The sequence below is a fragment of the Clostridium sp. KNHs205 genome (genome assembly GCF_000702945.1).
Taxonomy (GTDB): domain Bacteria; phylum Bacillota; class Clostridia; order Lachnospirales; family Lachnospiraceae; genus Anaerocolumna.
The window spans coordinates 108,517-134,749 of record NZ_JNLE01000003.1 but is presented as its reverse complement, the minus strand read 5'-3'; the positions used below and the strand labels follow the sequence as shown (position 1 = coordinate 134,749).

The following is a 26,233-nucleotide window of genomic DNA, read 5'->3' as shown; positions in this document are numbered from 1 at the left end:
CACACAAAATCAAACAATCGGAGGTTCATGCTATGACAAAAAGTATAACACAAAACAACCAGAATGATAACCAGATTTCTGCATCAATCAGAAAGTTTTTTACAAGATTTCATCTTTCATCGGCTCTCAAGGCTGCTAACGCATATAAAACGAAAGGATTTCCTGTAACCGAGATTTATCAGTATCTATTTCTTTTGATTTTTTCAAATAGAAGCATGTATATGAACATGTTGACAGGACGAAATACTCCGACCTTTGCCAAGGATACTGTCTATCGTTTTATGAAGATGATTCATATCAACTGGATTCGCTTCACATCGGTGCTCTGTTCCAGAATCATCAGGGATGCCATTCTTCCTCTGAATGATGAGAACAGGGTAAATGTCCTGATTATTGATGACTCGATGTTTGAGCGAAGCCGTTCAAAGAAGGTAGAACTTCTTGCTAAAGTATATGACCATGCGAAACATGCGTACCGTTACGGATTTCGTATGCTGACACTCGGGTGGTCAGATGGAAGCACATTTCTGCCAATTAACAGCATTCTTCTGACTTCCGAGAAACAGAAAAAACGTATCAATGAAGCAGCAATACTGGATAAAAGAACAGCGGGATATAAACGTCGTAAACTTTCTATGACCAAGGGTACGAAAGCCATGTTGAAGCTGTTGGAATTTGCCAAAATAGCATCCATTCCAGCAAAATATGTCCTGTTTGATAGTTGGTTTACATCCCCTAGCACAATACATGCCGTGAAGGAAATCGGTTATGATGTTGTGGCGATGGTTAAGAGGACACCAAAAATGTTCTTCCGCTATAATGGTACAGATATATCCTTGCCGAAAATCTATAATCAGAATAAGAAGCGTCGTGGTAAATCGCGATTCCTATTGTCTGTTATGGTAGATGTTATCAAAGACGGAGAAACCGTACCTGCTAAAGTAATTTATGTCCGGAATATAAACAATCGTAAGGAATATCTCTGCATAATCTCCACCGACATAACGATTGATGAGGATGAAATCATCCGCATTTACGGAAAACGATGGGATATCGAAGTATTCTTTAAAATTTGTAAAAGTTATCTTAGACTCAGCAAAGAATGTCATTCACTTTCTTATGACGCAATGACTGCCCATGTAGCGGTTGTTTTCACCAGATATATGATGTTATCCGTTGAGAATCGGGAAACAAAGGATGAACGTTCTCTAGGTGAGTTATTCTTATACTTTTCTGACGAATTGTCTGATATCACATGGATTCAGGCCTTTCAAGTGATGCTTCAAATGTTCAGAGCACTGCTTGTAAATGATTGTGAGCTATCAGACGAAAAAATCTGTGAACTCACGGATGCATTCATGAGTGCGATTCCATCGGTACTAAAGGAACGCTTACTAGCAGCGTAAAACGAGCTGAACATTGACAACTTAATTACTGCCAGGTATTGAATTTTCAAGGTGCATAGCTAAAATCCATGTGCGAAGTTTAAGTAAATAAGAGAAAAAGTAAATTGGGGAAAGATTAAAGAGGAGAGTACATATGTATTATAGAAATGCTGGGATTGAAGATATATCTGCTATAGCTGACTTACAGAAGAAATATCATATTTCAACCATAAGTGAAGAAGACAAAGCAGAAGGTTTTGTAACCACTTTTTTTACAGAGGAACAATTGAAGGAACTTATAGAAACTGAAAATGGTATTACAATAGCCTGTGATGGTGAGAAGGTTGTGGCATATGTTATGGCTGCCTCCTGGGAGTATTGGATTAAATGGCCGCTGTTTCAGCACATGGTTAAGGACTTGCCAAATACAGAATATTTAGGACAGAGACTTACTGCGAAGAATTCTTATCAGTATGGACCAATCTGTATCGATAAGGCTTACAGGGGCACAGAGGTGCTAAAAGGGATATTTGATTTCTCTAGAATGCAAATGAACAAGAGATACCCCATATTAGTAACTTTTATCAACCATATCAACCCCAGATCATATTATGCCCATACGAAAAAGCTAGGGCTTGATGTGATTAAAAGCTTCGAGTTTAATAATAACACTTATTATGAATTAGGCTGTAAGACCTCAAAAAAATTAAGTTCGCAAATCGAAAAATAAAAAATTGATTTTAATTGGATAAAAATAATATAAAATAAAATTGCATTGTATAAGGTGTTTTATTATGAAAATTATAAATAGTAAAGTAAACTAGAATTTTGGACATGAAAGGGTAAATTTTCATGTCTTTTTATATTCCATTTGAATTCCCCCGACACTTCCTGCCCATCAGTCGTATTATTATTGAAAGGAGGCATAGCCATGATGAAACCTTTGTCGCGTACGGACAAAGAGATTGCGGAAATCTACGCACGCCATATAAAGACCGTTTACCGTGTCTGTTTTGCTTACATGAAGAATTCTACCGATACCGAAGATGCGGTTCAGGATACTTTTGTGAAACTTATCAGATACAGTACTGTCTTTGAGAGTGAAGAGCATGAGAAGGCCTGGCTAATCAGAACGGCATCCAATGTATGTAAGGATATTCTTAAGGCCTGGTGGCGTAAGAGAGAAAATCTGGAGGATTATGAACACTTGCATGGTACCGGCGGTATTGTAATTGACGATACACTAAAGGTGGTCATGAGCTTGCCGGATAAGTATAAAACAGTTGTATATCTGTATTACTATGAGGGGTATACAAGTGTTGAGATAGCAGAACTTCTTCATAAACCGCAATCCACAATCCGTAACTATTTACATGAGGCACGTAATGTCCTCCGACAACAATTAGGGAGTGATTTTGATGAAGAATAAGAATATAATAGATTCCTGGAATAAGGTTGAACCGGATAAGACCGCACAGGAGCGTATGTTACAAAATATTAAGAACAAGTCCGATAAAAAAGGTATGCTTATTCATTGGAAAGCTTATGCAACAGTAACAGCTGCCTGCGTTATTCTGCTGGCAGGAGTATTTATCTTAAATCCATTTTTGCCTGACCGGTTGTCAGATTCTGATTCTGCAGGCAAGAACTCAACTTTGGCGGATCAAACGAAAGAAACAGAAAACAAACAAGTGGCAGCAGCTGATTTATCCGATGAAGTTAAAGGACTTTCTGTAAAAGATTTCAAACTCTCTGAAATATCTCAGAATATGATTATGGACAGAATAGCTTTTATTCAATTCCTTAACTTCTTTGAGTATAATACCGACAGTTTTGTTATTGTTAAAGTTGCAACTACGAAGGCTGTTCCTGCATCACCCTCAGATATGAGTGGCAAACAGTCCTCCACGGTGAAGATTCTTGAGAATGTATGGGGAGAGGTTGTCCCCGAAGTAATTAATCTGACACAATACCTGTACGGGGGCTGTGTTGGTGATGAAGCTACGAATCTGTTGCGTATTGGAGGAGTATACCTTCTCCCCCTGGAAAAATATAATGGAGAGTATTATCTGAACGGAGATTTGGATGTACTCTTCGAAATCGACGACCAGGGAAAAATCTGGTCACATTCTGACTATGCCGATTTCAATCGTTATGACGGTGAGGATTATCAGGAAGTTACCAAAGAGATTATACGTATCTCACAGGATGAGGCTTTGATGCTTGCTACATCAAGTTTTGGAAGGGCTCTGAGGGATTGGCAGCTGCTGGAGGTAACGGTCCTTGCGGATTCCGTACAGGAAAAAGATGAATATGGTTATAGTGAAGCAGTTTACTCAACCCGTGTGGAAAGTACTTTAAGCGGTGAGGAACCGGAGCGGGAGATTGACCTTCGGTATAGCGGGAAGGGAGATGCACTGCTGAAAAAGGGTGAACGGTATCTGCTGTTTGTAGATAATTATGAAGGAAAGCATTATATTAATTCAGATATGTCAGCAGCAGTAGAAGCTGACGGTACCATAAAGAATCTTGGAGGGGAGGGCAGCACCTTTGAAGAATATAACGGTTATAAGGTAGAAGAGATATCAAAGCTTGCCCTTAAGGTGACAGAGTTTCTTAGCACCCTCCAGTAAGTGCGATTTGAATATTTATAGTACATTTAAAATCTCTCCTGTTACTTTATAAAGAATGCACGGCAGCTCTGAAAGTTTAGGATTTTCACCTGGAAAATAAACCAATTTATCAGCTCATTCAGTTTATACGGCTTATCCACCTGGATAAAGGTTCGCAAAATGAGTGCTTGCTTTGGTATGGATGGGTCTAATAGCATAAAAAGGGGGATGCCCATAATCTTTATCTCCCTGATAACCCTAAAGGCTGCCGAGGGAGAATTATTGAATTTTTTCTTAATTCCACTAATAGTAAAATGGATCTGATGGTTAATGTACAGCATAATAACATTTATAAGTTCAACTTTTTTTCATAAGACTCCTAAAAGTATCAATTTTTGGCTTGATTTAAGGCTATAATATACCTATCAAGTGAGACAAGTAATTTGATAAAATAAAAATAAGATAGGTTTTGTATGGCAGCTTATATTTTGGAAGAGTAGGACAACCTGCTATTTGCTTATATAGGCGACCCCAATTCATCCATTGAGATGGGAAACAGGGATGATTTGTTATTTGGTAATATTTACAATCAGGAAATAGAGAAAGGAGCGATAAATATGTCCTATATAGTTGATTTTAAAAATGTATCTGCAGTAGGCCTTGAATCTTCACCTGTTGCAGAAGCCCTTGCCGGGTTACGTGCCAATGAAGCCAGATATTATATGACGAAATACAAGCATGAATTTACGGTGGTCTCTGCGGAGGAAAGCCAGGAGACCCTTGAATATGTTAATCATATACTAAAGGAAGAACGCGGTATCGAATTTTCGGCAAGACCTTTGGAAACTTCAAGCTTCCAGGTGGAGAATATCAAAATGACCTATGTGTTTTATGAAGATGGATTAGCTATAAATGTTATGTATACGGTAGACGACCCGAAGAAGCGTGCAGTGGGACTTAAGCTGTCCGAGGGAATGGAAGTACCAAAGGAATTAGAAGGAAAATTTAAATTTGCCAGACAGAAATCTAAGCTGGCAGGAACAATCAGGGGCTCCTTTTTCGTTATTAAAGGCGAATATTAAACCTCTGAACGACTGATACTGTTAATGGTTACTCATGTCCATCCATTCAAGTAAAGGAGGAGAAGCAGTGAAGAGAATTAAAAAGCTTCCGAGTATCCTTATCGGAGCAGCTATTGTTATAGTCCTCTTATTACCAGCATATGAGCCCTTATCAGACAGAGATAAGAACAACTTATTAGGCGGAGAGCATTTAATTAAGAAAATTCAGGTGAAAAATTTAACCAAAGAACAGAAGGATAAATTTATAGAACTGGATACCAGCAGTGAAAATAGAGCTAATAAGCTTATATTATCTGATATTGGAGAAGAAGCAGCCGGCAAAGAACCAACCATTAAAGTTGATGTGGACCTGGCAGCGGAAAAACAGGAACAGAAAAGTGTTGATGCCGGTCATTCACCGTGGAAACTGGATCCAGCTTTTGTAGCCCAGGTATTTGCCAGCTTACTGCTGTCACCGGAAGGGATTACAGGAGAGTATCCAATACCCTATGAGGAGATAGAAATTACCGCAAACAACGGAATAGATGCAACAGCAGAGATTAAGAGCACCAATTCAATTGCAAAATATGTGTATCTGAAGCGTCTTGTTCGCCAGGATGATACAGGTATCTGGACGGTAGTTGGTTATGATCCGGTTATATAGCCGATGGGCAGGATTGATGAAATACGTTAAAAGAAGCATTTGAACTGCGTAAAACAGAAAAATGCTTCTTTTAATATAGATGAAAAAAGAAAGAAAGTTTTATGAAAAAATTAGTAGCTGATAAAGTAAGGGTATAGTGCTGATAAATTTTGGTTCAGTGGTATACAGTATTATGTACCAATAAATAAAAAATATACATGCAATAGGCTATGATGATTTAAGAATTAGTAGACTGTCCGCCATCTACATGAAGTACTTGGCCGGTTACAAACCTGGAATCGTCAGAAGCCAGATATACGTAGGTTGGGGCTAACTCAAAAGGCTGCCCTATACGCATCATCATATTTTCTTCAGGAATTGCTGTTTCATCGGCTGAAAAGCTGGAAGGAATTAAAGGTGTCCATATTTTACCCGGGGCTACAGCATTTACCCGGATGCCATTTTTGGCTACATTTCTTGCTAAAGCTCTTGTAAAACCTACAATAGCTCCTTTGGTTGCAGTATAATCAATTAGCTGGTCGGAACCTACATAGGTTACAACAGAGGTAGTGCCGATAATTGAGCTACCTGCACACATAAAAGGGAGTGCAGCTTTCGTTATATAGAAATGCGAATAGATATTCACCTTAAAGGTCTCGTCAAACTGATCGTCACTAATATCAGTTAAACTTAATTGCTGGAATTGTATACCAACATTATTACATAGGATATCCAAATGACCAAAGGCAGATATGGTTGTATTTACTATATTGATGCATTGCTGTTTTTCTCTTAAATCCCCTGGCAATAGAAGGCACTTACGTCCAATTTCCTCTATTCGATTTTTTGTGCGCATTGCATCCTTATGTTCATCAAGATAAGAAATAGCTATATCGGCGCCTTCTTTTGCAAATGCTATAGCTGCCGCCGCGCCGATACCACTGTCACCACCAGTTATGAGAGCGACTTTATCTAAAAGCTTATCAGTTCCTTTGTAATGGGGATTCTCAATAATAGGTTTTGGAACCATTAAATCTTCCGTTCCGGGCTGACGTAATTGACGTTGCTCAGGAACACTGATAGGGATATCTTTATACTGCGTTATGGTACCATAATTAGGATACATAGGATATGGATCAAGAATTAAATTTTCTTCAAAAAATTTCTGCATTTCTCGAATAGTCTGTTGAGTATTGTTAGAATCTCTCTGTGCCCTATTAGCATTAGAATCATTTTGATTATCCATCTGGCTTACCATCTATACCCTTTCCATTCATTATTGGATTCTTATAAAATGGGGTAATTCAGAACATACTTTGGATTCGTATAATATGGGGGTCTTGGACCAATCAGAGGCAGTTTAAAGATATAATACAGGTATTTGATATTTACAGTTTCGTTTGAATGGTTTATAAGGAGTAAATCTGCAAGCTGGTTGATTTGAACATTCATATAATCACCCTTGTTTATAAACTAATTAGTATTAATATATTCTCAAAGTTTTTTCTTAAACCACATTGATAAATATTTATTTATGTTTCTGAATAATTTTCTTTAAAAAACACATATTAATCTTGCGTATACTAACACAAAAAAAGGAGATTAACATGGAAAACAATAGTTCAAACAGCTACAATAACTATTCTGGAAACAATTCTTCCAAGAATACAACAAGTAATAACAGTTCTCAAAATTCCAGTAATGTAAGCGGAAGCAATAACGCAAAAGATTATTCTGGAAATAACTCAACAAACTCAAATAGTAAAAATTCAACAAAAGATTCATCTAAGAATTCCACAAAGGATTCAACAAATAACTCTTCAAAAAATAGTTCTAACAATTCCTACCAGGAATAATTGTTGAGAGACTATCTGGCTTCAACAGGATAGTCTTTTTGTTTGCCCGCCATGGGCGGGCTCTAATGGGTGAAAGTCCCAAGTGCGCCTAGGCAACGTGGAAGCACATAGCTGAACAACAAGGGTGTCCACCGTGAGGTGGAATCTGAAGGAAGTTGTAGGCAAACTCTTGGTCCGACGGACAGAAATCACATATAAGGCTCTGAAATACGGATAAGTTTGCAAAAGAAGATGAAGTCCAAAAGTTGCTGGAAGTAGGAGTAAATGTGGCGGATAGATGAGAGGAAAGAGCTCGCACCTTAATCGGGGAGGTCTCACAGCGGTATCATTTGCCGAGTAACAACGAACTGTGAGAAGTCAGCATAGTCCGTAGTAGCGAGGAAGTTTCTGTAATGGAAACGGAGCAAAGGGACGAACAATCAATCAGTTGAAGTAGGTTCCGACTTGTAGTAAACACAACATCTGTCGATGACGTCAAAGATGGTGGAAACGAACGGGACAGAAAGGAAACAACGCATGGACACAAATAGTCTAATGGAGCAGATATTAGCCAAAGATAATCTCAATAAGGCGTATCTGCAAGTCATACGAAACAAAGGAGCAGAGGGTGTGGACGGAATGGAGTACACAGAACTTGGTGAATACCTTTTGAAGAATGGCGAAACAATTAAAGAACAATTGCGGACACGAAAGTATAAACCGCAACCAGTAAGGCGTGTAGAGATACCAAAACCAGAAGGAGGAGTCAGGAAACTGGGAGTACCAACAGTAACGGACAGATTTGTTCAACAAGCAGTAGCACAGGTACTCACTCCGATATTCGAGGAACAGTTTCATGACCACAGCTACGGATTCAGACCGAGTCGTTGTGCCCAGCAGGCGGTGCTTACAGCGCTGGAAATGATGAACGATGGGCACAGTTGGATAGTGGACATTGACCTGGAAAAGTTCTTTGACACAGTAAATCATGACAAGCTGATGACAATAATAGGAAGAACAATCAAAGATGGAGATGTTATCTCGATAGTTCGAAAGTTCTTAGTTAGCGGAGTGATTATAGATGATGAATACGAGGATTCTATTGTAGGAACACCTCAAGGTGGAAATATTTCACCACTTTTAGCAAACATCATGTTAAATGAACTGGATAAGGAAATGGAATCAAGAGGATTGGATTTTGTCAGATATGCAGACGACTGTATTATTATGGTCGGAAGCGAACTGGCAGCTAGCAGAGTAATGAAAAGCATTTCAAAGTTCATAGAAGAGAAGCTTGGATTGAAGGTAAATGTTAGCAAGAGCAAGGTGGATAAACCAAAAGGAATAAAGTATCTGGGATTTGGATTTTACTATGACACATTTGCCAAACAGTATAAAGCTAAACCACACGCTAGTTCAGTTGCAAAGTTCAAGGCAAAAATGAAGAAATTTACTTGCCGAAGTTGGGGAGTTAACAATAAGCACAAAATAGAGAAGCTAAATCAGTTGATTCGAGGTTGGATAAATTACTTCAAAATCGGTAGTATGAAGAAACTATGCAAGAATTTTGATGGAACTATTAGATATAGGCTTCGCATGTGCATATGGAAACACTGGAAAACACCAAAGAATAGAGCAAAGAATCTAATAAAACTGGGAATACCTAAATGGGCGGCAAGACGAACCTCTTATGCAAAGGGATTTGCAAGAGTATGTCGAAGTTCAGATATAAGCCAAGCAATAAATAATGAGAGATTAGCCCAGTTTGGACTAATCTCAATGTTGGACTATTACATCGAAAGGTGTGTTACTTGTTAAGTTGATTGAACCGCCGTGTACCGAACGGTACGCACGGTGGTGTGAGAGGTCGAAATTTCTCTGTTAAGAGAAATTTCTCCTACTCGATTTTATAAATAAAGAGTCAAAGAGGTAGGGTGTAAAATATATAGTTTCTGATCACTGGGATTCCCTGCCCAGATGAAAGCATTCATACATATAGTTTTACATTTTTTTATCCGAAATCATATATAAATAGCCAGAGGAATAATATTCGTGCATCAGTTAAGTGTATTTTTGTTAGAATTTGGAAAAGTGATAAATAAACATAGAAAAGGCCCTAAGATTCGCATCCCAGAGCCGATTTGTCTACAGTCTGATAGCCTGGATATGAATCCAGGCTATCATTATAGTACTTTATCTAACTGCTTTAACTTTAATTTTAGACTCATAACTCTCGTTATTAAACAAATAACCCTTTTTTGATAATCAGCTGGCTGTTATTCATTTATGTTTTAATTAATTAAACTGTAAAGTATAAGAACCGGAAGTGTTTTTAGTCTTTTTGGTTATTTTAATGTAATAAGTTCCTTTTGATAATTTAGTTGAACCTAGTGTATAAACTGAAAATGATTTATCAGAATTCACGGTATTGATATAATCTGTTACTGAACCGCTGAACCCATTTCCATATAATTCAAGTGAAATTTCACCGGAAGAAACGTCGCCTAAGAAGGTAATATCAACAGTCTGTGCTTTGGTTACAGTGAATTTGTACCAGTCAACTTTGCCAGCTTTATCAGAAGCAAGAACCAACCCTTTAGAGGCTTTTCCGGCAGGAAGCTTTTTGGCCTTTGCTTTGGTGGTTCCACTGGTGTCTGTTACTGCTTTAAAGGTAGACTTTATACGGTAAAGCTCAGAATTGCTTGCTACTTTAATATAATAAGTTCCTTTACCAACCGCATATACTGCTTTGGTATCAGTGGAATAATAGGTTGTTTCTTCTGAAATCGCCTTCTTGCTGCTGTTTAACAGGGTGATTGTACTGGAATATTCAGATTCTAAATTAATTGTCAGGGAGCCTGCTTTTGTAGTAGTTACTTTGTAGTAAATAGGTTTCTGGACTTCTGAGCCTGCAATAGACCAGGTCTTGTCCTTAAGGTTTCTGTCTGCACCGCTAAAGAAGTTAGAGGAAAACCCAAAATAATAACCATCTTCCGGTTTCTCGTCACTGTAATCGGATACAGAAAATTTAAAATAATAGGTTCCCTTTTTGGGAATTATGGCATAATAGTTGTATGTATTGTAATCAATAGGTTTCGTACAAGCTGCGTCAGAATAGATACCAAAATCACCATAGGAGGTTGTTGGATTACTATCTAAAAAAACAAATGCACAATTTAAAATACCCTTCTGGCTTAAGGTCATGGGAAATACTACCTCAGCATTACTGCTGGCAGCATCGCTGGCTACATTAACTGAGTAGGTTACATAGTTATTTAAATCTTTATCATCTCCGGTTGTTAAAGCAAAAGTGGATAGTTTAGTTACATCTTCACCTGTAGTATAATCCTGAGCGGTTCCTTCTGCCATTACTTTTGTGTTTGGTATCAGAAGGAATGCCATTAATAGGATACCAAAAATCAAGCTAATTTTTTTCTTCATATTTTTTCTCCTCTTTCTTTTATACACAAGTAATTATATGTCATATTTTGTATGGAAACAATTAAATATTTATAGTCATTTCGTATCATAAAAGATAAAAGAGAATATATAACTTAATAAAAATTATTGTGATACTATTATCTATAAACGGAATCTTATTTGATTCATAAAATCTCTTGGTGATGTACCGGTTACTTTCTTAAACACCCGGCTAAAATAAAAGGCACTTTCAAATCCAAGGGTGTCGGATATTTCATATATCTTTAGATCACTGTCGGTCATTAACCGTTTGGCTGTTTCTATCTTGCTTTGATTGATATAATCGGTAAAACCTGTATCATTGTATTTTGAAAAAAGCACACTAAGGTAATTAGGGCTGATATTATAGAGTTCTGCGACTTTATTAAGGGTAAGTTTTTCTTCTACATGATCGTTTATGTATTTCTTAACATCCCTAACCACATGATTCTTATAATCTTTATTGTGCTTGCTGAAGCTTTCACAGAGCCCATCACGAAAGACTGATAACCATTCTAAGATCTGATCAACATTCGATAATTCGTAAAGTGACCGATAACCATTATTTCTTGACTCGAAAATTTCTGATACAATTTTTTCACCGTTATTAAGCAGTGAAAGAGACAGGTAGAGGATATTTCCCGCTGCGTCCAGAGCCTGTACATAATGGGTTGAATGATTCTTAAACAGTTCCATAATGGAGGTGAAGATGTCATAAAGCGCTTTCTCGTCAAACTCTGCATAAGCTTTTCTAATATCCTCTTTGAACAAAGACATATTAAAGACATTTTTCAGTGGTTTATCAGAAGCGGTATCTTCTACAAATAGTAGGGGACGCTCTGCATTAACCTGAAAAAATATCTGTTTGGCATCCTGAAAGGAAGTGGCAATCTGCGCAGGTGTATTAACAGCTGCACCCACGCTTGTATATATTGTCACGCTATAGTAATTATATAGCATAGCAGATACCTGCTCTATTGCATTACGGATAACTGCCTTGTAATCCTGTAACCTCTCTTTATCCAGGAAGAAAAGGATGGAGAAGTGCTTGGTATCCAGTGAAAGGACATGGCAGGGAATATATTTGGCAATGAGTTCACGTGCTATCTGCAGACTGCTGGTGTACAGGTTAAGGCACATTTCTGCAGACATCTCATTTAACTTATCGCTGTAGATTTCAACATAACAGGCAGTAAAAGCTTCGTAACCAAAGTTAATGTTAAGGTTTTGAGCCTGTGTTTTTACATGATGTTCTGATTCAAACAGGTTTAGGATAAGCCTTGTAAAGAACTGTTCCTTTAGTAAATAAAGGCTGCTTAAGGAGGTATCGGTACTGGGGGCTGTATTTTTCAGGCCGGATACTTTGGAGATTGCCCTTTTAACAGACTCTCCCAGTACCTCAGCTGTAAGCTCCAACTTAACCAGATAATCTATTACCTGGTAAGTAATGGCTTCTTTTACATAATGAAAATCTTCATAAGTAGTAAGTATTATAAAAACCGGCAGTTGCAACCCCTCGTCACAGCATTTTTTGGCAAGTTCCAGTCCGCTCATAACCGGCATCTTGATATCAGTAATAACGATTTCCGGAGAATACTCCTTAATCATCTCATAGGCCACTCCGCCGTTCATGGCAGTCCCTATAATATTAATGTCATAATTCCCCCAGTTAAGCATGGATTTGATGCCTGCCTGCACTAAAGGTTCATCATCTGCTATTAATAAATTAAACATGGTAACCTCTTTTCCTGACTATCCATTCAAGGAATGGATAGTCATAAATCATAAACTCCCATCAGCTTCTGAAACATTCTTCTGAAAGGGCAGCAGTATGGACACCGTAGTAAATTCACCGGGTTTGCTGGATACGGACAAGCCATATTTATTACCAAACTGATACTGCAGCCTTTTATGGACATTACTGATACCAATCTCCTTGAAGAAAGAAGACTCTGTAGGCATTTCATTTTCTAAGAGCCTGGCTGCCACTTCAGGGTCCATACCCACTCCGTCATCGGTTACATCAATATGGATATCCCTATCTTCATCCTTGTAAATATGTATTTCAATGGTTCCGGCACTTCCCTTTGGTCCTATACCGTGAAAAATTGCATTCTCAACAATTGGCTGAAGTGTAAAGTTTAATATCCGGCAGGAGGTCAGCTCTTCCTCCTCTATGGTGTAATGAAGGGTTATGGTACCGCCGTACCGATACTGCTGTATGGTAAAATAGTCATCTAGCAGGGAGAGCTCATGCTTTAAGTCTACCAGGTTGGTAGTTCCTTTGGAGATATCTTTTAATAAACGGGATAAGGAAGTGGTCATTTCTGCAATACCCGGAGCATTCTGTATTGTTGCCATCCATTTGATTGAATTAAGGGTGTTATATATGAAGTGCGGGTTAATCTGGCTTTGCAGCATTTTATATTCATAGTCCTTTTTCTGTCTTTCATCTTCAATTCTCTGATTCATTAAGGACAGGACATTCTCGGATAAGTCATTGATATTTTTACCGATATCTCCAAGCTCATGATCCCATTCTGTGGAGGAATCTCTCTCAAAGTTACCGTTTACGATTTGCTTCATACGTGCTTTCAGCTTCTTAACCGGTACATTAACGGTTTTGGAGAGAAATAAAGAAAGCATGATGCCAATAAAGCTGGAAGCGGCAATTACAATAAGGGCAATCAGAAAAAAGGTCTGAAAGATGGTCTTTGATAACAGGGTCTCATCCAGGCATTCTGTTACATACCAGCCCTTTGTGTCCAGTGGGCGGGTGATAAGAATGGAAGTACCTGTTCCGTCTGTATTCCGGACCTTCTGAATGCTGGTGTCTCCGCTTAACGCAAGGGAGGACAGGTCTTCTATAATTTCAAAGGTGTGCTCATAAGGAACAAGAGTATTATCTATGTACTGGTAACGGTAGTCGCCGATGCGAAAATAGAAATAACTGTCTGTTTCAGACAGATAATTTTTAATGGGAGCCGTAATAACGGAAGGAGACATTTCCGTAAAAATATAACCGATTTCACCTGCTTTGTATGGATGACCGATGGAGCTTACAAATGGAATCATAGGTACCTGCTTGGTGGTAAAGAAGGGATCCATTATAATTCCTGTTGACACTTCCCCCTGGTTGTCATGAAGTGTTTCAAAATAGGGCAGGGATAGTATTGCGTCTGCGGACACGGTTATGGTGGAATAAGGTGATTCCACTACCTGAATAATATCACTTCTGGACTTGCCGATTACAACTAAACGGATTAACTGGGAAGGAAGAGAGGCGTTTGAGGTATAAGTTTCCATTACGAAGTCACGGGCTTCCCGCTTCCTGCTGTTATTTTCAGTCTGAGCTTCCAGCGCAAAATTCTTGATTTTACTGCTGATCTGACAGGATCTTATAAATCCCTTAATACCGTTTATATTAGAATCGATGGAAGAGCAGAGAAAGGATAATTTGGTTTCAGAGGTCTGGACCAGGTTCTGCTGAAGGTTTGAGGATACCACAAAATAACTGATGGAGGTTATAACAGTACTTATTATAACAATCAGTGAAATCGTACTTAATAATATACGAGCACGAATGGTATGAAAAGACCTGGTTAGTGTATTTTTCATAAAAACCCCCTCAAAAACCGTAACTATGAAAGTATTTTAGCACAAGGAAAGTTTCTTTAAAAGCTAAAAAAGTTCAGGAAACCCTGCAAAAGCAAAAGTGAAGAAAATAATATATGACAGTCAAAGAAAGTATATCTTTTGAAGAATCAATTTATAGGATAGAAAGGGATAATGAATGAAATATAGAAATTGTCTATGTAAAACCATCACAAATATCTTTATACTAAAAATATGGTAATCCGAAAGTACTGTGGACATAAAGGAAAATCAACCAAAGGCAGTACCGGGATTATTTGAACAGTACATAGAAAATTTATAATGTATAGGGAGGATATGATTTTATGAAGAAAAAGCTATTATCTGTTTTGCTGGCAACGGCAATGCTTGCAGCACTTTTTACCGGCTGCAGCTCCAAAAATGCAGGGACCGAGGCAAACAGTCCCGCTGCAACCACCCCCGCAGAAGAGACTCCGACTGCTGAACCGACAACAGAAGGGGAAGCGATAACCTTAAAATGGGCAATCTGGGATAAGGATATCACACCTTATTGGACTGCTTTAAAGGATGCCTATGAAGCAGCCAACAGTAATGTAACCATTGAGCTGACAGACTTAGGCTCTACCGACTATATGACGGTTCTGGCTACCGAGTTATCCGGAAGCGGCTCTGATTTCGATATAGTTACCATCAAAGATGTGCCCGGCTATGCAACTCTGGTATCTAAGAATACCCTGGAACCTCTTGACAGCTATATCTCCGAGGCAGGTATTGATCTGAGCCAGTACGGCGGTGTTGACAGCCAGGTAAGAGTAAATGACAGCCTTTATGAACTTCCATTCAGAAATGATTTCTGGTTAATTTATTATAACAAAGATATCTTTGATGCAGCAGGTATTTCCTATCCCACCAACGATATGACCTTCGAAGAATATGATGCTCTTGCCAGACAGGTAGCTGATCCTACCTTTGGTTCACAGATATACGGAACTCATTACCATACCTGGAGAAGTGCGGTTCAGTTATTTGGCGTACTTGACGGGAAACACTCTATCTTAGACGGTAATTACGATTTCTTTAAACCTTATTATGAAATGATCTTAAAAGAAGAGGATGACCAGATAACCAGAAACTATGCTGATCTTAGTGCGGAGGGTCTTCATTATTCCGCAGCTTTTTCCGGTGGTGATGTTGCCATGATGAATATGGGTTCCTGGTTCATATCCACCTTAATAGCGAATATCAAGAGCGGTGAGTATGATGCATCTCTCTGCGGCAACTGGGGTCTCGTTAAATACCCTCATGCAGAAGGTGTAGAACCCGGTTCTACTCTTGGAACTATCACAGGCCTTGCAGTAACCAGCGTATCCGATCAGAAACGGGCAGCTTTTGACTTTGTAAAATGGGTATCCGGTGAGGAAGGTGCTAAGGTTATGGCTGAGACCGGTAACTTCCCTGCACTTATGAATAGTGAGATTTCAGATATCATTGCTGGCCTTGAAGGATTCCCGGCAGATGAAGCCAGCAAGGAAGCCCTTAGTGTATCCAACCTGTATCTGGAAGCACCTTATGCAGAAAATGTTTCTCAGATCAATGACATACTTGATACTTACCATAAATCTATTATGAATCGCGAAATCACTGTAGACGAAGGTATTGCGAAAATGAATGAAGAAGTTGGTAAGGTTTTGGGAAAATAAGCATTCTCTAATAGAAAACCTAGTCAGGGCTGGCATCTACCAGCCCTGAACTATCCATAGGATAAAGCAGTTATTTAAGTTAGAGCGTGTTTGAAAAATAATTGTACCGAAGTTCAGGCTTTTTTTCTAATGGCATTCAGAGCAGGAAATGAAATGGCACAAGCATTTTTCAAACACACTCTCAGGGAAAGGAGTTAAGCCTTCTTAGGCTTTTAAACAGAACGATGAATGAGAAAAAAGCGGCTAGGGTAAAGAAGCTGGAAACGGAAGCGGCAGAATTGATGCAGAAGCTTCAAGGAGAAACGGATATCAGACAGAAGCAGAAGCTGATTGCCAGAAGAGACAGTGTTCAGAGAAAGGCTACGACAATTAAAAACAACCGGTTAATAAGCAGGGAAACCAAGAGACAGCTGATTGCCTACTCCTTTATTGCTCCGAACTTTATCGGGTTTGCGGTCTTTACTCTGATACCCGTTGTAATGGCATTTATATTAGCTTTTACCAACTGGGACGGCAGTAATCCCATCAGCTTTGCAGGTTTGGATAATTTCAAGGCATTGGCTACGGATACCTTTTTTCTGGCAGCCCTTAAGAATACTCTGATTTATGTTATCGGAACCGTTCCTTTAACCATGGTGGCTTCTCTGGCACTTGCAGTGGTATTGAATCAGAAGATCCGGGCAAGAGGTCTGTTCAGGACGGTGGCTTTCTTTCCCTATGTAGCCTCTCTGGTTGCAATCACTGCCGTATGGGGAATGATTTTTCACCCCTCAAAAGGGCCGGTTAACTATCTGCTCTTAACTGTTTTTGGAGTAGCACAGCAGGAGCTTCCTAAATGGTTCAGCGGAAGCCTGGTACTGTTTACCCTGATATTATTTAGTGTATGGAAGTACATGGGTTATTATATGGTCATCTATCTGGCAGGACTTCAGGGAATTTCTGCGGAGTTATATGAGGCAGGCGGTCTGGACGGTGCCAACACCTGGCAGAAGTTCCGTTTTATTACCTGGCCCCAGCTTCGGGCTACTACCTTTTTCGTTGTAGTTATGCTTACGATTAACTGCTTTAAGGTATACGACATAGCAGTTATGCTGGCCGGCGGCGGAGATGGTAAGTTAAGTACATCAGCAACGGTTCTTGTCTACTACATTTATCAAAATGCTTTCAACTATTGGAAACTGGGATATTCAAGTGCTGTAGCAATGGTATTATTTGCATTGGTACTGCTTATTACAGTCATTCAGTTCAGATATGAGAAGAAGTTGAATGCGTAAAGACAGGAGAAGGAGGAGCTGCTATGTATAAGTCAAAAAGAAAACATGATATATTCAAGAAAACCATGGTCTATATCATTTTATTCATTATTACCGCAATCATGATCGTACCGTTTTTATGGATGTTGTCTGCCTCCATAAAGACCAACCGGGAAGTCTTTGTAATGGATCCCTTTGTATGGATACCTGAAATCCCCAAGTGGGATAATTACATAAGAATCTGGACCAAAATACCACTGCTTAAATTTGTACAGAATACGGTTCTGTTAACCATTGTTGTTACCTTTTTGCAACTATTTACTTCCAGTTTCGCAGCCTATTCCTTTGCAAAATTGGAATTTAAGAATAAAAATGTACTGTTCTTTGCCTATATTGCCACCATTGCGATGCCTTGGCAGGTATACATGGTACCCCAGTTTATTATGATGCGTTCCATGGGGTTAAATGACAAGCTGTTGGCAATGATCTGCCTGCAGGCCTTCTCCGCCTTCGGTGTATTTATGATGAAACAGTTTTATGCAGGAATACCCGATGATCTTTGTGAAGCAGCAAGGATTGATGGAATGAATGAGTACAGGATATACGCCAGGATAATGCTGCCCCTGTCTAAACCTGCCTTATCAACCCTGATTATTTTCACCTTTGTAAATACCTGGAATGATTACCTGGGGCCTTTGATTTATCTAAAAACAGAGACCAAGAAAACAATTCAGCTGGGCCTTAGGATGTTCATCGGGCAGTATTCTGCTGAATACGGTCTTATTATGGCGGGTTCTGTGGTATCCCTGATACCGGTTATTCTCGTATTCTTATGCCTGCAGAAATATTTTGTGGAAGGTGTTGCCTCTACCGGCTTAAAAGGCTAAGTGAGGTTAAGAGTGAAAGAAAATTATAAATTGAAAGGATGTCACGCCAGGATTCTTTCACTCCTTATTATTTGTGGCAGTATCTCAGGCGAGCCTGCGATATGCAATGGGTATAAATTATGAAACATCCGTATAGCGGAAGGTTTTCAGTGCCAGCAGCAGTGTAATAAGTACAGTTAAAAGTAGTAACCCCATATAGAATAGGTAACTGTTCCAGGTAAAGTCAAAGGCACTGCGTAAACTATTTACAAACCATTGAAAAGGATTGAACCAGTTAATGATTCTAATCAATTTAGGGGTGCTGTTCAAGGAGTAAAAAGCACTGCTGCTGAGCAAAAGAGGCAGAGTAATAATATTTGTCAATATACTTACATTGTTCTCTGTCCGGCTCATACTTGCTATAAAAAAACTAAAGAAGACATAGCTAAGTGTTGCAAGTATAAGAGTAGGAATCAATGTGAGAAACGTTAGTGGGGAAACTTTTAGATCAAGTACTAATATTCCTGACAGCAATACCAGCATTGCACATAGAAAGGAAGTTAACGTCCAGGCACCGGAAATACTGCATATGTATTTCCAGAGAGGCAGAGGCGTTACTCGAAGCAGATTATATACACCTCTCCGGCGTTGTGTCAGTATAGCAAAGGAGGTGGTGGTAAAGGCGTAAAACAAGATACTGACAGCCATCATACCGGTTAATATATGTTGGGGGTATTCCGGAGATTGTATAAATATCCCTAACCCAATTGCGCCTCCGATTGGCAGTATAATAGACCATAGCAGTAAAAAGGGGTCGCGGCTTGCTGTTTTGAATGTAAGACTGAAGATTGTTTTCATTTTTATTCCCTCCCTGTTTGTGTGTTGTCGGTTAATTCTAAATATAAACTTTCCAGGTTTTCAGAGTGATATTGCTGAAGGAGACTCGCCTCTTGACCTTGTGCAATGATTTGCCCCTCATGCATGAGAAGAATACGGTCAGCTAAACGGGACACTTCCTCCATATCATGGGAAGAAAAAAGAATAGTTACTTTTTTATCAGCCAATCTTTGAATCATCTTTCTAATTTCCTGGCGAGCCTTGGGGTCAAGCCCGGCTGCCGGTTCGTCAAGAACTATAAAATCCGGATTGTGCAGGGTAGTAACAGCAATTGCAAGTCTTTTTTGCTGTCCGCCGGACAGGCGTGAGGCCAGGGTTTTTCTTGCCTCCAATAAATTGCATTCTATCAGTTTTTCCTGAAGCTGCTCCTTGGTAAGCTTTATCTTATACAGAGCTGCAAACAGCCGCAGATTTTCTTCAGCAGTATATCCTTCAAAAAATGGGGTAGCTTGTAATTGAACCCCCATATGCGCTCTGAAATCGTCTCGCCAGCGTGTGATGGTTCCGCCATCCGGCTGTAATATTCCTAAGAGCATTGCCAGTGTAGTTGATTTTCCCGCTCCATTTGTTCCAATCAGAGCCAGAATTTCACCTTGATTAATTTCTAGATCAATTCCTTTTACTACTTCTCGGTTATGGTATTGCTTACGTATGTCTTTTGCTTCCATTAAAATCATCTTTTATACCTCCATATACTAAATGTTGATTATTCAATGTTGAGTGTTATTGAATTTTTTTCTCCCTCTACTACGAGGGAGAGAATTTATTGTTCAGTCTCTAAGAGCAACAAAGCCTTATCAACAAAATCCTGTTGCTGTTTGATAATAGAAAACATGTTTTCCATTATCAGAAGAACCATAGGCGGAATCATATGCTGCATAGCTGCATCTTTTGCTTCCAGACCAAGTTTTACAGCAGTATATTCCTCTGCCAGGACACTTCGCTGTTGTTCAAGGGCTTTACGGCACTCCTCCGGAGATAGTTTCTGGTAAAAGGATAATCCGGAGTATAGTGTTGAGGGGTAGGATACAGACGAAGCCCTTAACGCATCTTGAATAAGTGCCTTAAGATAAATCCTTCCGGCTTCTGTTATAGAGTAAACTGCCTTTTGCCGATGGCCTGTTTGTTCTATACTTATAACTGCTACATAGCCCTCTTGCTCCATTTTTTTAAGAGCGTGATAGATAGAACCTATTAACACACCGCCCCAACGTTCTGCATCAGTCAACTGTAACCCTTGCTGAATATCATAACCGGACATTGGCTGAACATCTAACATTCCAAGTACAAGTAATCTTGTCAATCATTTCACCTCACTTACTCAACGTTGAGTATTATAGCATTGAGTATATTTATTGTCAAGACTTAGGAGATAAATTAAATGAGTTTCTACTTCAGAGAGTAGAAAATATATTAATATAGTGGAATTGCTTAAATTGTTTTAGTATATTATCATAGAGATGAACTGAATAGTGAAGCTGTAGTAACACAAAGTTTTAATTTTAAGATAATGCATATATAAAGTATGCTGCAACAGCGGGTGGCATAAGTGGAAGAATTAATTAAGAGAGAATGTGAATTTATTATTAAAGGTTGCCACCGGACAATCTGCCACATTTCCATTTATAGCAGATTTCAGGCAACCTGTAATATTTTGCAAGGGTATAAATATGAAAGACTTACTAAAAGATTATAGAAAGACCTGTGAGGATATTCCTTTATTTGCGGGAATTAAAGGAGATGATCTGCTCTCACTTTTTGAATGCCTCAGAGCTTTTATCAAAACATATGAAAAAGATGAGTATATTGTTTTGTATAATGATTCCGTAGAATGTGTAGGAGTATTACTGGAAGGTACCGTTCATATGATTAAAGAAGATCTTAGAGGAAATAAATCCATATTGGCACCTATCGGAGAGCGGGAATTATTTGGGGAGACTTTTGCGTGTGGTGCTGACTTGACTTCAACAGTAGCTTTTGTAGCAACAACGCCTGTTAAAGTACTGTTCGTACATTTTGATAAGGTTATGCATGCCTGCTCCAGATCCTGTATATTTCATCATAGATTAATTGAAAATATGGTGTCTCTGATCGCAAGGAAAAATGCTCTTCTGGTGGAAAAGCTGGATATCACCTCCAAAAGGACCATAAGGGAAAAAATCTCTGCCTACCTGACGATTCAAGCACAGAAGAATAAGAGTACAAGCTTTACCATAACTATGGGCAGGCTTGAGCTGGCAGATTATTTATGTACGGACAGAAGTGCCTTGACCAGAGAACTAAACAATATGAAAAAAACACCTTTACCCTATTGGAGTCATTTTATGAATGACTTATCAAATCATCTAAGCTGTTGCAAGGGTTGTGGCAGCTTTTAAATTATTCTGAGGTGAAATGCTTATAAAATTTCAAATATGTTGCAATTGCAACATAAAAACAAAATGGAAAATGTTATTATAAAATGAAGAAGCAATACAAAAACTATCAACCAAAGTAAATAGCAAAATACTTCTTTTAACAGAATAGTTTTGTATATTTTATAGTAACTTAAGCAGCAGAATGAGAGGTAAAGATGAAAAAAGTGAAAGTAAATTATGAGAAAATGTATTACGGATTCCCGGTAGTGCTTATAAGCTATTACGATAAAGAAGGTATAGCAAATGTAACGACTTTATCTTCTACTTATACTTTAAAAGATATGGTTATGTTGGGTTTTAGCAGCAAAGGATATGCAATCAGTCAGATTAAAGAGATGTCAGATTTTATAATTAACATAGTAGACAGTAAGCTAATAGAAGAAATTGAATTCTGCGGCAAAAATACAGGAGCAGACTGTAAGAAATTTGACAGAGTAAATCTAACCCCGGTACCCTCTGAAAGCATTAATGCTCCTCATATTGCAGAATGCCCGGTTTCTATAGAATGCACTTTAACCGATGTAATTGATAGCCCTCATTACAAGGGAATAACTAATATTCTTGCAACCATAAAAGGCAGATTTGTTTCTGAAACTCATCTGGATGAAAACGGAAATATTAAAATCGAAGAGTTTAAGAATATATCTTATTTTAACGACGGAGTAAACAGGGGATTTAAATAATGCCCCTTTTATTATATATGATTTAATTGGGAAGGAGGTATTTGTATGAAAGCTTCAATTGACAGAGAGGGATGTATTTCCTGTGGTTTATGTGTATCAGTCTGTCCGGACGTATTTCGTATGGGGGAAGATGGCCCTGCAGAAGTATATGTGGAGACAGTACCGTCAGAATTAGAAGGCGAGGTTTCAGAGGCAGTGGATGGATGTCCTGTTTCAGTAATCAGTGCTGGATAATTGATTATTGGGATGCCAAGGCTTATATTTAAAATTGCAATATGACCGATTATTTTCAGAACAGATGAGAATAATCGGTCTTATTTATTTTCCAGAAAGTTTTTTTCCTTTTTTCTTTTTGGGTGCCGGGTCTGCCAGTTCAGGAACAGCACCGCCTGCAATTGACCATAAGTACATACTTGCAACAGTTCCATAGGGTGAATAGCGTTTGGCATACTTCTTGAATTTAACCGGATCGATTTCTCTGTGCCGGTACAGCATACGCATACCTCTTAGAATTGCAAGGTCTCCAAAGCTTACAATATCCGGGCGCTGCATACAAAATATCATAATCATTTCAGCTGTCCAAACACCAATACCTTTTAAGGCGGATAGTGCTTTAATAACCTCTGCATCGGACAGATGGTTAAGCGCCTCTATATCAAACTCTTTTGTTTTGACTTTCTCAGAGAAATCTTTTATATATTCAGCTTTTCGAAAAGACATTCCCAGCTTCTGCAGTTCGTTGAGCTCTAATGCGCAGACAGTTTCTGCATTTATAGTAGTCAGTCTGTCACATAATCGCTGCCAGATGGTAGCCTGGGCGCTGGTTGATATCTGTTGTCCTATTATGTGATGGATTACGGAGGAGAACAGATCACTGTCTGTAGACCGCGTAATGGGGCCAATACGATCAATGGCTGCACCAAGCAGTTTATCACGGGATTTTAGATACTCAATTTCCTTTTCACCGTATTCAAAATACACAAAATCACCTCCAATATATTAACTATAGCATAGACGGTTTGTAATTTCATCTGAAAAATGAACAGGTAATTTGGAAAGAATGGGTTAAAATAAACTGTAGTTTGACAGTGGAATATTATTTTAATACAGTTGTATATAAAGTTGTTCAAGTTAGCAGGAAATAAGAAAGGTATGGAAATAAATATGTTTATTTTTGAGAGTGAAAGATTGATTATCAGACGTTTTTGCAAGGAGGATTGGAAGGATCTTTATGAGTATCTTTCGGTAGAAGCTGTTGTGAAGTATGAACCCTATGGAGTATTCACAGAAGAAGCATGCATGAAAGAAGCTGTAAATCGTTCAGAGAACGAAGCCTTTTGGGCTGTGTGTCTGAAAGAAAATAATAAATTAATCGGAAATCTTTATTTTAACAGGCGGGAGCCGAAAGCTTTTATGACCTGGGAAATTGGATATGTTTTTAACCCTTTATATTATGGAAAAGGGTACGCAACTGAGGCTTGCAGAGTGATTATGAAATATGCCTTTGAGGAAGAAGGGGCTCACCGGATTATGGCAAGATGTAATCCAGAGAATTCGGCTTCCTGGAGGCTGATGGAAAGGTTATCCATGAGAAGAGAAGGATATTTTAGAAAAATCGCATTTTTTAAAAGCACTCCGGAAGGGAAGCCAATATGGCATGATGCCTATGAGTACTCTATTTTAGAGGATGAGTTCTTCTCCTAAAATTACAGAATGCTTGGTTTTGTGCCTGATGCTCCTGAGGTAGTGAGAGATAGTGTTGACGACTGTAAACAAGGTTGTTGAGGAAATACGATTAAAAATGAAGCAGCTGAGAATACTAAGCCAATAACCAATATTAATAAGTTTAAACTTTAGTTTTAGTTCTCCGGATATAAAATGCACCATATATTCAAGTCCTTTTATATCTGCAAGAGGAAAAAATAACGTTCAAACAAACTAATATTATTATTTATATTTGGTATTTTATAGTATGCTCTGCTGCTTCTTCTTACTATTCGATTGTACTTGCGTAAAAAATATATTTTCGTTACTTATTATGAATTTATCTAAAGATTATTTGGCAGAAGGTCTGTCTTTCGCCTTATCTGTCTCTGCGGCATTCTTTCTGGCCTCTTCCTTGTTCCTTCTCATTTCTTCTATAGATTTTTCGGGTACTCGTATTCCCTTGTATTCTCTGGCAGGAATCAGCTTATCTTGTGCCTGTCTTATCTTTGCCAGTTTGATTTCTTCTTTATACTGGGGCAGCCAGGTTTCGCCCGCTATCAGCATCTCATCCACCATCTGGTAGATTTCTGCAGGAGTGCAGACTGCTCCTGTAAGAGGATCCATTAACATGGCCTGACGGAGCAGAGTGATATCTCCTGCTACAGCAGCTTCCACTGCGAGACGTTGAACCCAGATGCTCTGTGAGCAAACTGCTGCGCAGCCAAGTGGCAGATCACCTACTTTAGGAATGTTGATACCATTGGCATCAATATATCCGGGAACTTCTACGACGCTTTCCTCAGGGAGGTTGGTTATACAGCCTTCATTCATTACGTTGAAATGACCGCGGTAGACTCTGCCGGTTTCAAGTCCCTCGATAATATAGGAGCCATGTTCATGACTGCGGTTCTCGGCAATATATTTTTTGGCAGGTTCCTTCATCCAGTTTGGAAAATCGTCTTCAAACCAGTTACGGCCTTCACGGCATACTCTGAGATATCCCCCGGTCTCACCATTGATCCACACGCCTAAATCAATCCAATTTTCAAGCTCCTCAGGACGCTTGCGGTACCAGGACACGTACTCGGATAAGTGACCGTTGGATTCCGTGGAATAATACCCAAAGTTCTTTAAAACGTCAATTCTTACCTTCTCCGTTTTAGATAATTCCTCATTCTCCAAATAAGCAGGAAGAATTTTAGGGAGCATGTCCTCACCTTTATGTTTAACAGAGATATACCAGGTCTGGTGATTAATACCGGCACAAATGATGTCAACTTCTTCTTTTTTAAGACCAAGTGCTTTGGCGATTTGATCGTGTCCGCCTTGCACACCATGGCAAAGGCCCAGGGTTTTCACCTTTCCGTATTTATTAGCTGCCCAGGTAAGCATAGCATTTGGATTGGAGTAATTAAGCATAATGGCACCGGGAGCAGCTACTTCCCTGATATCCTTACAGAAGTCCAGTATGGCTGCAATACCGCGCTGTCCATACATGATTCCTCCTGCACATAAGGTATCGCCTACACATTGGTCAATTCCGTATTTCAAAGGAATCTCCACGTCGGTCTCAAAGCCTTCCAGCATACCGATTCTTACACAGTTGATAATGTAACGGGCATCTTTAAAGGCTTCTCTGCGGTCTGTAGTTGCATGGATCTTAATGGAAAGGCCATTTTCCTCCAGATCTCTCTGGCATAAAGCAGTTACCATATCAAGATTGTGCTGGTTGATGTCGGTAAAAGCAACTTCAATGTTGTGGAATTCAGGAACTGTCATGAGATCAGAAAACAAAGTTCTGGTGAAACCTACACTTCCGGCACCTATAAAGGCAATTTTAAATGACATAAATAATAAACCTCCTGATAATTGTTTTTGAGAGATAGTTTGTGGATGTGTTGATAGGAGTATTATATTCAATAATGAAAAATTAGGTGGAAAGAATTCTGTACTCTGTTACGGAATGTAAGATATTATGATATAATAATGTTTGAGTGGCTAAAGTGGGGGGTTACTGACAAGGAGCGGGTTACTGACAAGGGGACGGCCAAATGCATAAAATAGAAGTACGCATGCTTCGATTCCAAGATATAAGAAGTC

General features: G+C 38.9%; 24 protein-coding genes. 15 read left to right on the top strand and 9 right to left on the bottom strand.

Annotated features, from left to right (window positions below; genetic code table 11):
* The first annotated feature begins 32 nt into the window (after positions 1–32).
* From BR73_RS0100640 to BR73_RS0100610, 6 genes are all read left to right on the top strand, one after another.
* Positions 33–1,406: a transposase gene (locus BR73_RS0100640; protein WP_033163978.1), complete on the top strand. Its 1,374-nt coding sequence runs from the start codon at positions 33–35 to the stop codon at positions 1,404–1,406.
* 133 nt (positions 1,407–1,539) lie between these two features.
* Positions 1,540–2,115, top strand: coding sequence for a GNAT family acetyltransferase (locus BR73_RS0100635; RefSeq protein WP_033163977.1), 576 nt, complete (start codon positions 1,540–1,542; stop codon positions 2,113–2,115).
* Between the two features lie 201 nt (positions 2,116–2,316).
* Positions 2,317–2,814, top strand: coding sequence for an RNA polymerase sigma factor (locus BR73_RS0100630; RefSeq protein ID WP_242860597.1), 498 nt, complete (start codon positions 2,317–2,319; stop codon positions 2,812–2,814).
* Entirely contained in the window at positions 2,804–4,018 is a 1,215-nt protein-coding gene (locus BR73_RS0100625) for a hypothetical protein (protein WP_033163976.1), read from the top strand. Before BR73_RS0100630 ends, BR73_RS0100625 begins: the two co-directional genes overlap by 11 nt.
* Before the next feature lie 596 nt (positions 4,019–4,614).
* Positions 4,615–5,079: a hypothetical protein gene (locus tag BR73_RS0100615; RefSeq protein ID WP_033166939.1), complete on the top strand. Its 465-nt coding sequence runs from the start codon at positions 4,615–4,617 to the stop codon at positions 5,077–5,079.
* Between the two features lie 67 nt (positions 5,080–5,146).
* Positions 5,147–5,722, top strand: a complete 576-nt coding sequence (locus tag BR73_RS0100610) for a hypothetical protein (RefSeq protein ID WP_033163974.1) — start codon at positions 5,147–5,149, stop codon at positions 5,720–5,722.
* 217 nt (positions 5,723–5,939) lie between these two features.
* On the opposite strand, the gene BR73_RS0100605 is transcribed toward BR73_RS0100610, so the two are convergent.
* Positions 5,940–6,827: an SDR family oxidoreductase gene (locus tag BR73_RS0100605; RefSeq protein ID WP_242860712.1), complete on the bottom strand. Its 888-nt coding sequence runs from the start codon at positions 6,825–6,827 to the stop codon at positions 5,940–5,942.
* Between the two features lie 481 nt (positions 6,828–7,308).
* Between BR73_RS0100605 and BR73_RS0100600 the strand changes: the two genes are divergently transcribed.
* Both BR73_RS0100600 and ltrA read left to right on the top strand, forming a co-directional pair.
* Positions 7,309–7,557 (top strand): hypothetical protein, encoded by a 249-nt coding sequence (locus tag BR73_RS0100600; RefSeq protein ID WP_033163973.1) that lies wholly within the window; start codon positions 7,309–7,311, stop codon positions 7,555–7,557.
* Positions 7,558–8,073: 516 nt separating this feature from the next.
* On the top strand, positions 8,074–9,354 hold the full coding sequence (ltrA, locus tag BR73_RS0100595) for a group II intron reverse transcriptase/maturase (RefSeq protein ID WP_035297454.1): 1,281 nt from the start codon (positions 8,074–8,076) through the stop codon (positions 9,352–9,354).
* A gap of 477 nt (positions 9,355–9,831) precedes the next feature.
* On the opposite strand, the gene BR73_RS0100590 is transcribed toward ltrA, so the two are convergent.
* The 3 genes from BR73_RS0100590 to BR73_RS26965 all read right to left on the bottom strand — a co-directional run bounded on the left by BR73_RS0100590 (position 9,832) and on the right by BR73_RS26965 (position 14,613).
* On the bottom strand, positions 9,832–10,977 hold the full coding sequence (locus BR73_RS0100590) for a PPC domain-containing protein (RefSeq protein WP_033163972.1): 1,146 nt from the start codon (positions 10,975–10,977) through the stop codon (positions 9,832–9,834).
* A gap of 141 nt (positions 10,978–11,118) precedes the next feature.
* The gene (locus tag BR73_RS0100585) at positions 11,119–12,729 is read right to left on the bottom strand and encodes a response regulator (protein WP_033163971.1); all 1,611 of its coding nucleotides are present in this window, start codon (positions 12,727–12,729) and stop codon (positions 11,119–11,121) included.
* A 48-nt stretch (positions 12,730–12,777) separates the two neighbouring features.
* A complete protein-coding gene (locus tag BR73_RS26965) occupies positions 12,778–14,613 on the bottom strand; it encodes a sensor histidine kinase (RefSeq protein ID WP_051684867.1) in 1,836 nt (611 codons plus the stop codon).
* Between the two features lie 341 nt (positions 14,614–14,954).
* Here BR73_RS26965 and BR73_RS0100575 point away from each other — a divergent pair, with 341 nt between their 5' ends.
* From BR73_RS0100575 to BR73_RS0100565, 3 genes are all read left to right on the top strand, one after another.
* Entirely contained in the window at positions 14,955–16,310 is a 1,356-nt protein-coding gene (locus BR73_RS0100575; RefSeq protein ID WP_033163970.1) for a sugar ABC transporter substrate-binding protein, read from the top strand.
* Between the two features lie 224 nt (positions 16,311–16,534).
* Entirely contained in the window at positions 16,535–17,584 is a 1,050-nt protein-coding gene (locus BR73_RS0100570) for a sugar ABC transporter permease (RefSeq protein WP_242860596.1), read from the top strand.
* A 23-nt stretch (positions 17,585–17,607) separates the two neighbouring features.
* A complete protein-coding gene (locus tag BR73_RS0100565) occupies positions 17,608–18,450 on the top strand; it encodes a carbohydrate ABC transporter permease (protein WP_033163969.1) in 843 nt (280 codons plus the stop codon).
* Positions 18,451–18,567: 117 nt separating this feature from the next.
* On the opposite strand, the gene BR73_RS0100560 is transcribed toward BR73_RS0100565, so the two are convergent.
* From BR73_RS0100560 to BR73_RS0100550, 3 genes are all read right to left on the bottom strand, one after another.
* On the bottom strand, positions 18,568–19,287 hold the full coding sequence (locus tag BR73_RS0100560; protein ID WP_033163968.1) for an ABC transporter permease: 720 nt from the start codon (positions 19,285–19,287) through the stop codon (positions 18,568–18,570).
* A gap of 2 nt (positions 19,288–19,289) precedes the next feature.
* Positions 19,290–20,003 carry an ABC transporter ATP-binding protein gene (locus tag BR73_RS0100555; protein ID WP_033163967.1) on the bottom strand — a complete coding sequence of 238 codons (714 nt, stop codon included), beginning with the start codon at positions 20,001–20,003 and terminating at the stop codon, positions 19,290–19,292.
* An 86-nt stretch (positions 20,004–20,089) separates the two neighbouring features.
* The gene (locus BR73_RS0100550) at positions 20,090–20,629 is read right to left on the bottom strand and encodes a PadR family transcriptional regulator (RefSeq protein ID WP_033163966.1); all 540 of its coding nucleotides are present in this window, start codon (positions 20,627–20,629) and stop codon (positions 20,090–20,092) included.
* Between the two features lie 367 nt (positions 20,630–20,996).
* Between BR73_RS0100550 and BR73_RS0100545 the strand changes: the two genes are divergently transcribed.
* The 3 genes from BR73_RS0100545 to BR73_RS0100535 all read left to right on the top strand — a co-directional run bounded on the left by BR73_RS0100545 (position 20,997) and on the right by BR73_RS0100535 (position 22,660).
* On the top strand, positions 20,997–21,704 hold the full coding sequence (locus tag BR73_RS0100545) for a Crp/Fnr family transcriptional regulator (RefSeq protein ID WP_081848726.1): 708 nt from the start codon (positions 20,997–20,999) through the stop codon (positions 21,702–21,704).
* 194 nt (positions 21,705–21,898) lie between these two features.
* A complete protein-coding gene (locus BR73_RS0100540; RefSeq protein ID WP_033163965.1) occupies positions 21,899–22,426 on the top strand; it encodes a flavin reductase family protein in 528 nt (175 codons plus the stop codon).
* A 45-nt stretch (positions 22,427–22,471) separates the two neighbouring features.
* Positions 22,472–22,660, top strand: a complete 189-nt coding sequence (locus BR73_RS0100535; protein WP_033163964.1) for a ferredoxin — start codon at positions 22,472–22,474, stop codon at positions 22,658–22,660.
* A gap of 84 nt (positions 22,661–22,744) precedes the next feature.
* On the opposite strand, the gene BR73_RS0100530 is transcribed toward BR73_RS0100535, so the two are convergent.
* The gene (locus BR73_RS0100530; RefSeq protein ID WP_033163963.1) at positions 22,745–23,407 is read right to left on the bottom strand and encodes a DNA-3-methyladenine glycosylase; all 663 of its coding nucleotides are present in this window, start codon (positions 23,405–23,407) and stop codon (positions 22,745–22,747) included.
* Positions 23,408–23,578: 171 nt separating this feature from the next.
* Here BR73_RS0100530 and BR73_RS0100525 point away from each other — a divergent pair, with 171 nt between their 5' ends.
* Entirely contained in the window at positions 23,579–24,130 is a 552-nt protein-coding gene (locus BR73_RS0100525) for a GNAT family protein (RefSeq protein ID WP_242860595.1), read from the top strand.
* A gap of 351 nt (positions 24,131–24,481) precedes the next feature.
* On the opposite strand, the gene BR73_RS0100520 is transcribed toward BR73_RS0100525, so the two are convergent.
* Entirely contained in the window at positions 24,482–25,981 is a 1,500-nt protein-coding gene (locus tag BR73_RS0100520; RefSeq protein ID WP_033163962.1) for an alpha-glucosidase/alpha-galactosidase, read from the bottom strand.
* Positions 25,982–26,233: the final 252 nt, after the last annotated feature.

Coding starts and splice junctions, on each gene's coding strand:
- BR73_RS0100540 (WP_033163965.1), top strand. CDS start 21,899: ATGAAAAAAGTGAAAGTAAATTATGAGAAAATGTATTACGGATTCCCG.
- BR73_RS0100635 (WP_033163977.1), top strand. CDS start 1,540: ATGTATTATAGAAATGCTGGGATTGAAGATATATCTGCTATAGCTGAC.
- BR73_RS0100605 (WP_242860712.1), bottom strand. CDS start 6,827: ATGTATCCTAATTATGGTACCATAACGCAGTATAAAGATATCCCTATC.
- BR73_RS0100615 (WP_033166939.1), top strand. CDS start 4,615: ATGTCCTATATAGTTGATTTTAAAAATGTATCTGCAGTAGGCCTTGAA.
- BR73_RS0100565 (WP_033163969.1), top strand. CDS start 17,608: ATGTATAAGTCAAAAAGAAAACATGATATATTCAAGAAAACCATGGTC.
- BR73_RS0100585 (WP_033163971.1), bottom strand. CDS start 12,729: ATGTTTAATTTATTAATAGCAGATGATGAACCTTTAGTGCAGGCAGGC.
- BR73_RS0100555 (WP_033163967.1), bottom strand. CDS start 20,003: ATGATTTTAATGGAAGCAAAAGACATACGTAAGCAATACCATAACCGA.
- BR73_RS0100570 (WP_242860596.1), top strand. CDS start 16,535: ATGAATGAGAAAAAAGCGGCTAGGGTAAAGAAGCTGGAAACGGAAGCG.
- ltrA (WP_035297454.1), top strand. CDS start 8,074: ATGGACACAAATAGTCTAATGGAGCAGATATTAGCCAAAGATAATCTC.
- BR73_RS0100630 (WP_242860597.1), top strand. CDS start 2,317: ATGATGAAACCTTTGTCGCGTACGGACAAAGAGATTGCGGAAATCTAC.
- BR73_RS0100640 (WP_033163978.1), top strand. CDS start 33: ATGACAAAAAGTATAACACAAAACAACCAGAATGATAACCAGATTTCT.
- BR73_RS0100545 (WP_081848726.1), top strand. CDS start 20,997: ATGAAAGACTTACTAAAAGATTATAGAAAGACCTGTGAGGATATTCCT.
- BR73_RS0100520 (WP_033163962.1), bottom strand. CDS start 25,981: ATGTCATTTAAAATTGCCTTTATAGGTGCCGGAAGTGTAGGTTTCACC.
- BR73_RS0100625 (WP_033163976.1), top strand. CDS start 2,804: ATGAAGAATAAGAATATAATAGATTCCTGGAATAAGGTTGAACCGGAT.
- BR73_RS0100575 (WP_033163970.1), top strand. CDS start 14,955: ATGAAGAAAAAGCTATTATCTGTTTTGCTGGCAACGGCAATGCTTGCA.
- BR73_RS0100600 (WP_033163973.1), top strand. CDS start 7,309: ATGGAAAACAATAGTTCAAACAGCTACAATAACTATTCTGGAAACAAT.
- BR73_RS26965 (WP_051684867.1), bottom strand. CDS start 14,613: ATGAAAAATACACTAACCAGGTCTTTTCATACCATTCGTGCTCGTATA.
- BR73_RS0100535 (WP_033163964.1), top strand. CDS start 22,472: ATGAAAGCTTCAATTGACAGAGAGGGATGTATTTCCTGTGGTTTATGT.
- BR73_RS0100590 (WP_033163972.1), bottom strand. CDS start 10,977: ATGAAGAAAAAAATTAGCTTGATTTTTGGTATCCTATTAATGGCATTC.
- BR73_RS0100560 (WP_033163968.1), bottom strand. CDS start 19,287: ATGAAAACAATCTTCAGTCTTACATTCAAAACAGCAAGCCGCGACCCC.
- BR73_RS0100525 (WP_242860595.1), top strand. CDS start 23,579: ATGGAAATAAATATGTTTATTTTTGAGAGTGAAAGATTGATTATCAGA.